General features: G+C 38.1%; 17 protein-coding genes. 3 read left to right on the top strand and 14 right to left on the bottom strand.

All coding sequences use genetic code 11. The annotated features are described in order from the left end of the window. Positions 1-166: 166 nt before the first annotated feature. Complete coding sequence (locus B0169_RS12875) at positions 167-1,099, top strand: DHH family phosphoesterase (protein ID WP_077286412.1); 933 nt, start codon at positions 167-169, stop codon at positions 1,097-1,099. Between the two features lie 170 nt (positions 1,100-1,269). Here B0169_RS12875 and B0169_RS12870 read toward each other — a convergent pair whose 3' ends face one another. The 13 genes from B0169_RS12870 to B0169_RS12805 all read right to left on the bottom strand — a co-directional run bounded on the left by B0169_RS12870 (position 1,270) and on the right by B0169_RS12805 (position 10,432). Further along, entirely contained in the window at positions 1,270-2,004 is a 735-nt protein-coding gene (locus B0169_RS12870; protein ID WP_077286410.1) for an outer membrane beta-barrel protein, read from the bottom strand. A gap of 444 nt (positions 2,005-2,448) precedes the next feature. Then, positions 2,449-3,069, bottom strand: a complete 621-nt coding sequence (locus B0169_RS12865; protein ID WP_077286408.1) for an EF-hand domain-containing protein — start codon at positions 3,067-3,069, stop codon at positions 2,449-2,451. 520 nt (positions 3,070-3,589) lie between these two features. Beyond that, on the bottom strand, positions 3,590-3,913 hold the full coding sequence (locus B0169_RS12860) for a ribonuclease E inhibitor RraB (protein ID WP_077286406.1): 324 nt from the start codon (positions 3,911-3,913) through the stop codon (positions 3,590-3,592). A gap of 262 nt (positions 3,914-4,175) precedes the next feature. Beyond that, entirely contained in the window at positions 4,176-4,814 is a 639-nt protein-coding gene (locus B0169_RS12855; RefSeq protein WP_077286404.1) for a hypothetical protein, read from the bottom strand. Between the two features lie 1,097 nt (positions 4,815-5,911). Beyond that, positions 5,912-6,496 (bottom strand): hypothetical protein, encoded by a 585-nt coding sequence (locus B0169_RS12840; RefSeq protein WP_077286400.1) that lies wholly within the window; start codon positions 6,494-6,496, stop codon positions 5,912-5,914. Between the two features lie 72 nt (positions 6,497-6,568). Then, entirely contained in the window at positions 6,569-6,847 is a 279-nt protein-coding gene (locus tag B0169_RS12835) for a hypothetical protein (protein ID WP_077286399.1), read from the bottom strand. Then, positions 6,840-7,151, bottom strand: a complete 312-nt coding sequence (locus tag B0169_RS12830) for a hypothetical protein (RefSeq protein WP_077286398.1) — start codon at positions 7,149-7,151, stop codon at positions 6,840-6,842. Before B0169_RS12830 ends, B0169_RS12835 begins: the two co-directional genes overlap by 8 nt. Positions 7,152-7,259: 108 nt before the next feature. Next, positions 7,260-7,646, bottom strand: a complete 387-nt coding sequence (locus tag B0169_RS12825; RefSeq protein ID WP_143323543.1) for a hypothetical protein — start codon at positions 7,644-7,646, stop codon at positions 7,260-7,262. A gap of 105 nt (positions 7,647-7,751) precedes the next feature. Next, a complete protein-coding gene (locus tag B0169_RS12820) occupies positions 7,752-8,120 on the bottom strand; it encodes a hypothetical protein (protein WP_077286396.1) in 369 nt (122 codons plus the stop codon). A gap of 122 nt (positions 8,121-8,242) precedes the next feature. Then, positions 8,243-8,812: a hypothetical protein gene (locus B0169_RS12815; RefSeq protein WP_143323542.1), complete on the bottom strand. Its 570-nt coding sequence runs from the start codon at positions 8,810-8,812 to the stop codon at positions 8,243-8,245. 446 nt (positions 8,813-9,258) lie between these two features. Then, on the bottom strand, positions 9,259-9,600 hold the full coding sequence (locus B0169_RS12810; protein WP_077286394.1) for a hypothetical protein: 342 nt from the start codon (positions 9,598-9,600) through the stop codon (positions 9,259-9,261). Between the two features lie 115 nt (positions 9,601-9,715). Further along, complete coding sequence (locus B0169_RS19145) at positions 9,716-9,898, bottom strand: hypothetical protein (protein ID WP_143323541.1); 183 nt, start codon at positions 9,896-9,898, stop codon at positions 9,716-9,718. Between the two features lie 192 nt (positions 9,899-10,090). Further along, positions 10,091-10,432, bottom strand: coding sequence for a DUF5713 family protein (locus B0169_RS12805; RefSeq protein ID WP_077286393.1), 342 nt, complete (start codon positions 10,430-10,432; stop codon positions 10,091-10,093). Between the two features lie 360 nt (positions 10,433-10,792). Between B0169_RS12805 and B0169_RS12800 the strand changes: the two genes are divergently transcribed. After that, positions 10,793-12,061: an IS110 family RNA-guided transposase gene (locus B0169_RS12800; RefSeq protein WP_077286392.1), complete on the top strand. Its 1,269-nt coding sequence runs from the start codon at positions 10,793-10,795 to the stop codon at positions 12,059-12,061. Between the two features lie 28 nt (positions 12,062-12,089). On the opposite strand, the gene B0169_RS12795 is transcribed toward B0169_RS12800, so the two are convergent. After that, positions 12,090-12,434, bottom strand: a complete 345-nt coding sequence (locus B0169_RS12795) for a hypothetical protein (protein ID WP_077286391.1) — start codon at positions 12,432-12,434, stop codon at positions 12,090-12,092. 730 nt (positions 12,435-13,164) lie between these two features. Here B0169_RS12795 and B0169_RS12785 point away from each other — a divergent pair. Further along, the gene (locus tag B0169_RS12785; RefSeq protein WP_077286389.1) at positions 13,165-13,527 is read left to right on the top strand and encodes a site-specific integrase; all 363 of its coding nucleotides are present in this window, start codon (positions 13,165-13,167) and stop codon (positions 13,525-13,527) included. The last annotated feature ends 64 nt before the right edge of the window (positions 13,528-13,591 follow it).

Genomic DNA, 13,591 nt, shown 5'->3' with positions numbered 1-13,591 from the left:
TATCGATATTAAAGCTTTATCTGTAGCAAGGTTTATTTGTCTAGCTATTCGCTAGCAAGCGGTCCCAGATTCAGAGTAAGCATTGGTATTCACGTAATTAACTTATTATGGCTCTAGGTACTATCATGTTAAATAATAAGACAATTAAATCTAATGGAGACAATAAATGTCGGATAATAAACAATACCGTTTAGTTACGCGCAGTGATTTCGATGGCTTAGTTTGCGCTATTTTGCTCAAGCATATTAATTTGGTTGACGACATTCTCTTTGTTCACCCCAAAGATATGCAAGACGGAATTATTGCCGTAGGGCCTAACGATATTTCCACCAACTTGCCTTTCGTTGACGGTGTTCATATTGCTTTTGATCATCACCACAGTGAAACCTTGCGTAATGAAAAGAAAGACAATCATATTATTGACCCAGCAGCACCATCAGCTGCACGTGTTGTTTATGATTATTACGGCGGTGCAGCAACTTTTCCAGCAAGTTGGGAAAGTATGATGATGGCGGTTGATAAAGGTGACTCTGCACAGTTTGACATGGAAGAAGTGCTGCATCCAAAGCGCTGGGAATTACTAAATTTCATTATGGATTCGCGCACAGGTTTAGGACGTTTTAGAGATTTTCGTATTTCAAACTATGAACTCATGATGGATTTAATTGAGTTTGGTAAAGATCACAGTATCAATGAGCTACTTGAACTACCTGACGTCAAAGAGCGTACTGAACTTTACTTTGAGCACGAAGAAAAATTCAAAGCACAAATTAAGCGCTGTGCAACAGTGCATGGCAACTTGGTCGTGCTAGATTTAAGAGAAGAAGAAATTATCTATTCTGGTAATCGCTTTGTGATTTACGCCCTATTCCCGCAGTGTAATATTTCCATCCATATTATGTGGGGATTGAAAAAGCAAAATACCGTATTTGCTACTGGAAAATCAATTTTTGATCGTAGTTCAAAAACCAATGTCGGTGAGTTGATGCTGAAGTACAATGGTGGTGGTCATAACGCAGCCGGTACATGTCAAGTTCCGCATGAGCAAGGGGAAGCTTGTCTTGCCGAGCTTATTGAAACAATCAACGCCGATGGTTAACCTGTATTACGTCAGCTGACATAACTCAGCTGACATAACTCAGCTGGCATAACTCACTAAATAATAGCCATTACGTTAGCAGCAAATAATAAAAAGCCTTCAAAATCTTAATAACATTTGAAGGCTTTAATCGTTTCTGGCTTTATTTACTACGGTATTTATTGCGCTATTTAAAAGCGGTAGGTCGCATAAACACCCGCCACTCTATCGAAGCTATTGTCGAGTTTGTAGCCATTTTCTAAAGCGTCAAAACTTGAATAACCCGCAAACATGCCAATATCCGTTTGCTTGCTGTAAGCATAATTTAACCCAACATTGACTTCATGTGCGTCATCTTGCTGAAAGTATTTTAAATCACGGTAGGTATAATTAACACTTGCCGTCCAAGCTTTTGCAACATTAGCTTGTAAACCAATTCCATAACGGTACTCGTCTTTATTACCTAACTTTTCTTCATCCCATTTGATATAACCTAGGTCAAATGTCATCGCGATATCTTTATTAAAGACATACTTACCATTTAAATCAGCTCCGTAGCCTACCGAATCACCATTAACGGTCGACTCTTGAAAGCCACGAACGCCAAGTCCTACAGCTAGCTCCAAACCTGTGCCATTACTTGGGCGTGCTAATAATCGGTATGTTAAACCACCTAAGCCAAGCGTTAAATCATCTGTTAGACCATATGCAGCATCTAAGCCTAGTGCAACACGACTATCGTCACTTTCCTCACCCCAGCCCAAAGCACCACCAATAGCAATCGTACCATCGGTTAAGGTTAATGGTCTTAAAACAGGATTTTCTGGATATTCTGTTGCAGCCAACGCCGATGACGAGGCTAATAATAATGACAAGCTAATAATTGATTTGCTGATAAGGTTATTGTTAGTTTTTAATGTGTACATAAATGTAACTCCCTGAGTTGAGTGTCTTGTTTGTTTATGACGCCATAGTAAAGCCTTGTTGCGTTCGATTCTTTAAGGCTTTTGTCGACGAATTGTAGGACTACGTGAGAAATTGTAAGAAGTGTTTAACGAGTGTTAAAAGCTGATGATAATGTGTCAATCCGCTGAGTGTATAGCAATAATGGCTGCTACATTTTCCATGTGATCTCAAATGATAGCGTGATGACGTCGTAAAGCTATGTATGCCTAACAATAATTTTGGCGTTATGTTAACGGGTCAGCTCACAGCAAGGTAAGAGTGAGATTAAGCGTGAAATTAAGAGTGAAATTAAGAGTGAGGTAATACGATAGACACTACAAACTTGAAAACCACAAGCATCGATTTGATATAAACCGCTAGGATGGTTATAACCTATAACCTATAACCAACCTAGCGTTAACGATCTATTTTTTCATCATTCTTTGTCGTTGGCCAGCTTGGTGCTCAGTAAACTCTGCTGATGATATTTTGCCATCATTATCAGTATCAATATCGGCAAAAGTATTGGTATTAACATTGCCAATATTTTGCATAGAATAGCCCTGTTCAACGCGGTTTTTAATACGTGCTGCTCTAGCCGCATTAAACTCTTGTTCTAAAATCACCCCATCGCCATTTAAATCAAACTTGGCAAATTTGGGCATATGCAAACCTTGCTTCATGCCAGCATTACTACTTTTAAAATTAGCGCTTAGCGCCTTACCTCTTCTATTTTGCATTTGTGCCTGCTGACCCGTACTAAGCTCTTCAGGCGTTAACTGACCGTCTAGATTCAAATCAAAAGTAGCAAACAGCGGAGCTTTATCAGCTCGTTTCATTGCTAGGCCTTGGATGGCCTTTCGCTGCCTACGCGCTTTTCTAACGTCAACAAACTCCTGTTCACTAATCAAGCCATTACCATCAAGGTCATAGTTAGCAAAAGGAATAGGTCCACGCATGGGTAACTCTGCTGATATCGAGGATATAGATGTAACACTTAACAAAGGAACTAAAAATAAAGGAATGATGTTAGCTATATTTTTCATGGTAACTCTCCTACATGTGACGAACAAAGCATCTGTACGATTATTAATAGTATAGGCTTAACTCATCGTGTGAACTTGATCTACATCAAGAGAGAAAGTGTATTAAATATAAGCGTAAGGAAACGAGTAAAGCTTGAGGTGATAGCGACGATAAATCGTAGTTGGAAATCATTGGGCTCGGCAAAATAACATTCAATTAGGCTCAGTTAACAAATATAATGCCAGTAAATAATGAGCCCACCTTAACCACGGGGATTATTGCAAAATAATATCGAATAATTAGAATGCAGTAGCAACCTTAATACCCAGAGCTATGAAGAATATCTTTGGCTTGGCAATAACTACATGAATTGCTCCATGCACGATTATATCGGCTTTATCCATGCAGTCGTCCCAACAAAAAAACTTAATAAAATTTCAAGTGACTAATCTAGTCATGAAAAATCAGCTGTTGCCAATCAATTAAACTAAAAATTTAATACAGGCTTTATGAACAGTTTCCGTTAAACAAAGGAATAACTTAAGCTTCAATCCCCCAGCCATCGGTATAGCCTTTAAATTGAGTAACTATTTGTTCAAATTTAGCTTCGAGCGAAATAATGGCATCATAAAGTGGAATTACTTTTATTGAACAATCTAAAGCCCATACCTTGGGGTTTTCATCAATGTGAACATCACAAATAGTACCAGGCTCTACTTCAGCAAGATGAGCTGCCATCGCCTCAGCTTGCTGCTGTGTACCAAACAAATGAAAAAACACCACTGTATGGGTTTCCGTTAAATCAATACCTGCTTTTTGCATTTCAAACAAGACTTTGCCTGTTTCATCTTTTGGGAACTTCATATTACTCATCTTGGTTATTAAATTAATGCCGGCATTATAAACGCCAAGGTTTTAAATGAATAGCAAACAAAAGGCAGTCAATACTGTTTAATGACACTAACAGGGTTACTTACCATCAAGAAAACCGTATTGTAAGCAGGTAATCTATTGGCGATAAAATATCGAACTGCTGAGCCGGCTGTTTAGATACTCTTTTTTAGGATATCAATGTCCGTCGGTGTAACACTTTTCATAAAAGTATTAATTGGAAGTAAGTGCTGCTCTACAAGTTAGCTGACAACTTTTCACAGTAATAACTTTCATCGCCCTTTCCATAAGGATTTTTGTAAACATCAGGCATGACCTTTGCGTCAATTTTAAGGTTTTGATAAGCCACCTTATCAATGGGGCAAAACATGGTGATCGTTGTTTTCTCGGTTAAGTTTCTAAAAGCAACTTTCACGTCAAATTTAGTGGCGAGAGCTTCGTCATCACCGTAGTAATGAAAACTTTTTATTACTGCGTAACCAGAGATTTTCTGTAAATAATCACTTGGTTTTATAAATGAGGCATATTTGCAAGACGTGCCAGGGAAAATGGTTCCTGAACTCAAGCCGAGCTTAATTGGTAAAGGGCCTGTTTTTGCAAGTAAATCTAAAAGCTTGGCAGTTGCAAGATAGTTGTCTTTACTAATATCGCAATCATATTTTTTAGTGCCCTCTTCATTTACCACATAAGCTTGTAAAAACCACTGCGTTGATGCTTTAAAGGCAGCTTCATCATCTAGCGTACTTTCGCCGCTGTAACGGTAATGTACTTTTTCAATAAAGCCATCAGTTTCAACCGTTTCACTCAAGACGATGGTATCTACCATTAACAAAGCAAACGCTAATACAAATAAGCCAAACAATGCATTTAACATGACTATCTCGTACTCCTAAAGTTATAAGTTTTTATTAATAATATAATTAATCTAACGCTATTTATACTATAAAGCATTCAACATCAGCGCTATTTTTTGAATATTTATAAGTAAACGAGTTGGTTGATGTTGGTAATACGGCAACAATAAAACAACTCCAAAAAGTTAATTTAGAGTGAGTATCCTTCTAATTTTTTCTAACTGAAAAATCAAATGTACCTGACCCCTTTGATTTCTCCCCATGGCGCTCGGCACAGCAAAACACTCCAACTGACTTTCTTTTAAACATAGCGGCGCAATGTTCATTTCTGCCGAAAATCGTCCCTTCACACGGCAGTCTTCGCCATCGACGTGCATGGATGCACTAATGCCGTGAAGGCATGGATGCCTAGGAACGGTCATGGCTTCGATAAACATCGCACTGATCTAAATTCAGGTTCCGCTGCTGTGATGGGATTTAGGGAGCGCTGTAACAGTTGTTAAAGCTAAACGACTGAGGAGAATCACGAACGATGAATCAAACACTAAGCCTGCTTCATTAAACGCCGGAATGATGTCCAATATTCACGTATCACTAGCATGGATGCCAGTGAAAGTGCTGTTGGCACACGGACGTGCCATCAGCACTGGTACGTCGAAGAATATTGGACGTCATGGAGGAAACACGTTTAATGTAGCAGCGCCGAGGGAGTCCAGAGGGAGGCCGGCGTCAGCCTCCCTCTGGGTGTCGTCGGCACCCCGACGCCAAACCAGTAAAACAAACTCCAAGCCGTTGAGTTAGAATGGGTGTCCCTCTAATATCTTATAAGACAAACAGCATTATTTTTTGCGTCTGTTACTTGTGCGCAATATTCGGAATCCTCAGAATCAAACCATTCGAGGTGGGTCATAACCTCCGTATCATTAGCTAGCACAACACTTTCAGTGTCGTCAGCATAATCAATGCTTATTGGATATTCAGGCATGTTTTCCAATGCTCAATCTTCCTTGTACACATAACGCCCCAATAAGGGGCTGATAATAGCTTGCTAAAATGTGAAGCGAAGCGGAACCGAGCAAGCTGTTAGCAGTCCCGTCTTAATTGGCTTGTTATGCTACTAAAACTCGGTGAAAGTTATATTTTTAAAAAAGTCATTTCCATTTTTTTCAAATGATGGGTCATTTGTTTCTGCAAAATGACGAAATGAATATTCCATGTTTACACCAACTGTACTTTTTTCTGGATGTATACAGTTATAACCAATATTTTCCAATAACATTACAGCCGTATCCCCACCCTGAATTTTTGCATTCTTGTCTTTTGAAATAGAGTGATATTTGATACAAACAGCGCCCTTAAGTGAAGAGATATCGGCTGTATTTTTTTGGATTTCAAATCTTCCAATATTCGGTTCTGAAGATCTAAATTTAACAACATATTCAAGAAATTCTTGATCTGAAGACAATTCAGGTAATTGGTGAATAGAAACGTTTGCAACAAGTGATTCATTTTTATTAGTTGCATGACTTACAAGAGACATCTGGTAGCCAGAGGCTGCCATAACGATCCAATCACCATTTTGTGGAGGCAATGACTTAACACCATAGATGCTAATTTCACTATGAGGATTTACAACTGGTGCGACAGTTACGCACGATGTTATAAATAAACCAAATACAAATACTATTATAATTTTATACACTGAACTTTCCTTGTAGCATAACGCTCGGCTTTGCGGTGAGCCACGCAGTGGCGAATCCGAAACAGCCGCTTGTTAAGTTTTTGAATCAATGTTTTTAACATTTTCAGAAATTTCATCGACTGTGCTTTTGCTGTATTTACAGCCTTTCATCAAGTCTCCTGCTTTCATATAACTGGAAAACCTATCGTTTAGCATCGCAAAACGGTTTAACTCTTCTTCGAAGTGATGACGCATACTAGGATGCCGAAACTCATCTTGATCTCGTCTACGCTCGTTATAAACTTCACGTAAAAAATCACCGATTTCTTCTCTGATAACTTTCCGTATCTGTGCTAAATCATTCTCATTCATCGTAAGCTGCCTCAATTGATTTCATTGTTACAGAGGTAAAAATACCCCATAGAATAATTCCAAATAAGTCTAGTAGTAACTCTACAATTCGCCACATTCCTTGGAATGAATCCATACTTGGGGAACCCAAAGAAAGTGCGGTGGAATAGACCAAATACATGGAGTTAGAAAACTCCCCACATCCTTCTCTGATGAATACAAAGATACCAAGTAAGAAAATCACACCAACCCATGACAAAAATAATGGCCAAAGACTGAGCATGATAACGACAAAGTTTTTTAGGGCTTGATAGGGTTTAAACATCTCGCTCTCCTTATAAACTTAACGCCCTAATAATGGGCAAAAAATTGTTGGCTAAAATGTTGAGGAACGAAAACAGCCAACTGTTTTTTGTCCTTATTAATTAGCTTGTTATATGGCATTTGCGCTAATACTAGCTCTAAATGAGTCATTGAGAAATATATAGTAAGACTTGTTTAACTCAAAGTCCTGTCTAATGATAAATTCTCCGTGAATCACAATACCTTCAAGTTCCTCGCAAACACCATTTTCTAGATCTTCCATTTCAGGGATATACGCAATATCCCACTGTCCGGGAGTTAAATAAAATACATTTTCTTCAACTCTAAAGCGTTTATTTGACGATTTTACAGAGTAAACCCTAATACCTTTGCCTGAGCATTCAGCAGTATTTACAAGTTCCTGAACCTCAACCTTAATCAAATCAGTACTCGGCTCTGTTTGCATTGTTGAGCAACCGGCTAGGAATATGAATAAAATTGTGTGGATGAATCGCATAGCTTCCTTTGCCATATAACGCCCCCATAAGCCGTGAGCAGTGCTGGCACAATTTGTTGCGCCTTTTATCTTTGCAACCAATGTGATAGCGTTGCGAATCGGATTTTATGGGCTTGTTATTTGTAAATATGTTAAGGAAAAATCACCACCTAAAACAACAATATCTCCAAAGTCACCAGAAATTTCATACCCATTATCAGTTTTCTTAAAACTATCTATATTTCCATAATCTAAAGAGCCATCTAAATCTCTCGTTGCTATACAAGAGCTCATTTCTCTCACACCAACACATTGTGAGAAGCCACTAAAAATTAAAATAGCCTTTCGGTAACATGTATATTCACCATTGGGTGGTTTGAAATAAAATTTTGATTCAGGCCATACACTAGCTTCAATTACAATTGAAAAAGTATCATCAACTGACCAACTTAAAACAAATGAATCTGCTAGGTCGATGCCTTTTAATCTGTTCAAATTACCACGATCTCATTTACATATAACGCCCTGTTAACAGGCAAAATATAGTTGGCTAGAATAAGGGACGAAGGAGCAAAAGCCAACTGTATTTTGTCCTTGTTTAACAGCTTGTTAAGTTGCTACTTTGCGAGCCAACACTTTTGAAAAACTAATGTATTACCACTTTCAAAGCGAATGTTTTTTACCTTATTATGTTCATGGGTAGTGATTGTTTCATCTACACCCTCCAAGAACCTTACCTGTAGCTTTTTGATTGGTTGATTATTTACTTCAACAAAAGCTGACTCTGTAAATAGCGCAATTACAAAAGCTTCCTGAATACCAGCCATAACATGCGATGCAACTTGTTGCTCTTCACTATTCATGTTGCTTGCATTAAGCCATAGTTCTTTCTCGTTTATGCTCTCTGCAGTTGATAATTTCTGTAAAGAGGATAAAAGATGCTCTTTTGCCTTTTTTAAATAAGGACGATGGCTCCGCATTTCTTTTTCAATAATGCTTTTAAGCTTTAATACAGTGACAGTTACTTTCGAATTGTCATCTTCTCTATATACAGAAGGAAAACTGTTGTCTGCTAAGGTTTTAAACTCTTTAACCGTTGTTACAGGGTAATCAGTTCTTTCACATGGGTCTTCATTTGCCAAAGTTACACTAGAAAAAAATAATATTATTACGGGGAGAAATTTCACGTGTATCCTCAGAGCAACTTAACGCCCAATTAATGGGCTTTTATTGCTGGCTTAAAATGTTGAGGAACGAAACAGCCAGCTGTAAAAGTCCCGTTCAATTGCTTGTTATATGCCTGATAAAACTGAACTAAAATACAAAAGTCAGAAGTAAAAGACGGTAGTAATAACCAAACTATAAATTGAGCTACCCACAAATACCAGTACGAAATAATAGCTTTGCCACAAAAGTCTCTTTAACAAGGCAAAGCTTATTAGTGACTATTGAAAAACTACAATAGCGAAACCCGTAGCAGCGCTTACAAAAGTAAAAGTTAATAACCAAATCATTAGCTAAACCAACAAGACTATTTGAATTGCATATAACGCCCAATTAACGGGCTAAAAATAGTGGGCTAAAATGGAGCGGAGCGAACAGCCCGCTGTTTTTAGTCCTGTTAAATTACTTGTTAGCTACGTTTATCACAGAAAGCGATTCCAACTACTATTGGCCATTCATGTGTAGTTGTAACTGCCCCAGGATTCATATTTAAGTCATGACTTTGTTTTAATTCAGAAACATATTCAGAATGACCACACAGCTCTTCTGCTCGTTTATGCCAATAAGTGAGCGCGAGTTTAGGTGAGGTATTAGCATTAACCTTCGATTTTATTGAATAAACACCTTCCGAAATTATCTTATCTTCGTAACCGCCAGTGCTACTGAAAAAACCAGCTTTTTGATATGGAGTGGTAACACAGGCTGTTAAAAATAATGTAGAACCGATTGCAATATACTTGAATTTATTCACCTAACTTTCCTTAGTAGCTAACGCCCTAATAATGGGCAAAAAATTGTTTGCTAAAATGTTGAGGAACGAAACAGCAAACTGTTTTTTGTCCTGTTAATTAGCTTGTTATATGCCGTTATTCACCACCAGAACCTGAACCACCGTCTGATGAGCCAGATGAATTTCCGTAGAATTCACTACATCTAGGCGACTCTCCAAATTCACTTCCTCGACTAATAGAAAAGCTTAAAATAGAACCTATTATTGGTAATAACACAGCTAACAATATTAATTTAAACTTCTCAGGATTCGTAAGCATCAAATTCTTATAAATTTTGAGACTTACAATAATCCAGAAAATAATATGTATTGTTAATAACACGATATAGAGAATAATAAACTCCGGATTCTTCTAGGCATATAACGCCGCCAGCAGGGGCCGAAAAACCAGAGCGAAGCGGCGGTTTTTTGGTCCCTCTGGCTGGCCTTGTTAACTGTAGAGGTCAATTTACTACCACTCTCTTGTAGCAATCACATCTTCGATATCTACACTATCGAAGCCATAAGCTCGGACGATTAACTCAAAATTCTCTGCCATAATTTCTCTAGCCTCGGTTTCAAGCTCGCTATCGTTATCCTCGAACTCTTCCTCTAGTTCATTAATGCGCTCAGTAGCTGCGTGGGTTAGCTTCAACAAGGAAGCTTCATCTTGTGGCTTTTCTGACTCAATGCTCTCGCATAGCTCGATCAGGATGCTCTTTACTTTATCTGCAAGAAAGTTGGGGAAGTATCCGTCATTGTACATTCCAGTGAGAAAGTCGTGGTTCTTTATTTTGTCGTTTGAAATTGGCACTGAATTTCCTTATTTGTAGACAGTTAACGCCTCACTAAGAGGCAAAAAACAGTTGGTTAAAATAAGCGACGCAGGAGCAAAAACCAACTGTTTTTTGTCCGTTTAAGTGACTTATAGTTGCTCCGTTCCATTAATTAATCTGTTTACCTAACGCATTAATAGGCGGAATATGCTTCTGTTGCTTACGAATATTTAAGCGAAAACATTCGATGCTTTTAACAAGACTTTCGAAGCAACAGAAGTTACTTGTTTCATTACGCATACTCAGGGATTGCCGTCTATATCGACTATCTATAAGACCTGCGAGAAACAATACTACTGCCATATTCCATGGTTAACTTTACGCTTTGGAGGTCAAAAATGAAAGTTTTTAATCCTGCTGACTTTGCCGCCCTTATCGCCATCGATTGGGCTGACCGTAAACATGATATTTGTGAACTCGACCAACAAAATAATGAAACCACTTTTAGTGTGATTTCTGCTAAACCAGAGGCGATTAATGCATGGGCTAATGCATTAAAACAAAAATATAATGGACAGAAAGTTGCGGTCGCCTGTGAATTAAAAAAAGGCCCTTTAATTTACGCATTAAGTAAATTTAAGCACATTATATTGTTTACTATCAATCCATCAACCGTCGCCAAATACCGAAAGGCATTTACACACAGTGGCGCTAAAGATGACCCGACAGATGCCGCAATCCAGTTAGAAATATTGCAGCAACACATGTCAAAACTTAACGTTATCATGCCAGATACACAGAGTATCAGGTCGTTGGCTCAGCTCGTTGAATACCGACGAAAACTGGTGCAAGACCGAGTTGATTTAACCAACAGACTGAGCACGACACTTAAGAACTATTACCCTCAGGTCCTTGATTGGTTTAACGAAAAAGACAGTATGATATTTTGCGACTTCCTGTTGCGTTGGCCATCCCTAGCGAAAGTTAAACGCGCAAGAAAACAAACATTACATGATTTTTTTAACCTACATAACGCCCGTTATCCTAACGTAAACGAAAAGCGTATTAATGACATTAAACAAGCCGAGTCTTTAACAAGCGACAACGCTATCATCGGCCCCAACTTGTTATTGGTTGAATGCTTGGTGGGTCAACTCAAACAATTAATGCTATCCATCGAACGTTTCGACCATGAGATAAAGTCGATTTATAAACAGCATAACGACCGATTTATATTTGATAGTTTGCCAGGGGCTGGTCCGCAAATGGCGCCAAGATTATTAGCGGCGATGGGCTCAAACCGTGAGCGTTATCAATCGAGTGAAGAAGTACAAAAATATGCGGGTATTGCACCAGTAACAGAACGAAGTGGCAAAAAAGAATGGATACATTGGCGCTACTCATGCACCACATTTTTACGGCAGACCTTTGTTGAATGGGCAGGTCAATCAGTGCGATATTCATTTTGGGCCAAGGCTTATTATGAACAACAAAAAAGTAAAGGAAAGCCGCACAATACTATTATAAGAGCACTGGCTTTTAAGTGGATAAGAATACTGTTTCGGTGTTGGAAAACGAAGACCGCGTATGATGAATCAACGTATTTAGAAGCCCTGAAACGAAAGGGCTCTCCCTTGTTGAAATATGCGATGGAAAGCAAGTTTTAGGACTTGCGGTCCACCTCAGGGCGTGTTGTTATGTGTTGGCTGACAACTTACTGTAAATCAATTGTTTTTTAGCCTCAGATTTACAACTATCAAATTGTTCAAATAAACCAAACCAAAAAAGCCGTTCATTCATTGTCATGCCACCGATGTTTCCAATTGCACTTGTATTGAAAGATGACCACAACTTATAAAGGTGATTATGAGTTTCCTCACTCTCTATCCATGAGTGACCAAAAAACCGTTCTATAATAGTTTGAAGCTGAACCACACTTTCATTATTAAGCTTCCAACCTTTCAATACACCTAATAACTTAGCAACATCAGGGTCGCTATCGTACTTTTGGACTTCGTTGACAAATTCATCGTAATTCATAGAAACACATAACGCCTCATTAAGAGGCAAATAATAGTTGGCTAAAATAAGCGACGAAGGAGCAAACAGCCAACTGTTATTTGTCCTGCTTGAATGACTTGTTAGTGCTCTTTGCCTTAATAAGAAACTTCATTGCGCCTAAATGAAAAAATGGCAACAAAACATATACGAGTAATAGTGAATCAAAGAAAAGTATCCATCTAAATAGTACAGCCTTTTCCTCGAAACTACAGAGCTCACGAGTAACTATGTTAAAGCAAACACCGTCAGGCGATCCTAGAATATAAATTCCAATTCCAAACAGAACTAAAGCAATCAAAACTCTTTTAAACATTTCAGCTTTTAACTTTTTAGTAGCCTTGACTCTCAGCTGAAACCTCCTAGAACACTAACAGTATATTATCCATAATTCCGACTAGTAACAGGTTATGGTATAAAAATACCATTAACATTAAGGATAAAACTATTAACTGTCAAAGGTTTATCCTTAAATAATTACCCGTTTAACCTACATAGCTTTTGTAGAAACTAAGAATTGCGTCATACTCAGCCGACATAGGCTGAGTATGACGCAAACGCAAACCCAATAAACACTAAGAATCAGTAACTTACATTATCATGCGTGTAGAAAGTGAGAATATTTGATCTCACTTTCTACACTAAATATTGCAATTTCATATAAAGCCTATTATAACTGTATAAACATACAGTTCAGGGTGAGAGGTTATTTATGATCATCAAATCTCCTTTTTTAGCATCACTTCGAGATGTGATCCGTGTAAAACGATATAGCTTACAAACTGAAAAAAGTTATTTATATTGGGTCAAATATTTCATCATTTTTAATGACAAAAGACATCCCAAAGACATGGGTGCAGCAGAGATAAATCATTTCTTAACCCATTTAGCTGTAAATCGAGGAGTGAGCGCAGCAACAAAAAACCAAGCTTTATGTGCTTTGGTCTTTATGTATAAAAATATGTTCGACGAGCAATTTGATGGTCTAATTTTTTCCTATGCCAAACGCCCCAAGAATATTCCTACTGTTCTTTCACCAGATGAATGGACTTCCCATAGTTTGCTAGACACCTAATGAGTTACATTGTAACTTCTAAAAAGAGGTGTTTTATGAGCAAAGGCAAACGGTATACCCAAGA

Origin of the sequence: Cognaticolwellia aestuarii (genome assembly GCF_002000025.1) — a bacterium.
GTDB lineage: Bacteria > Pseudomonadota > Gammaproteobacteria > Enterobacterales > Alteromonadaceae > Cognaticolwellia > Cognaticolwellia aestuarii.
The sequence above is the reverse complement of the archived record's forward strand: the minus strand, read 5'-3'. Positions and strand labels throughout refer to the sequence as shown.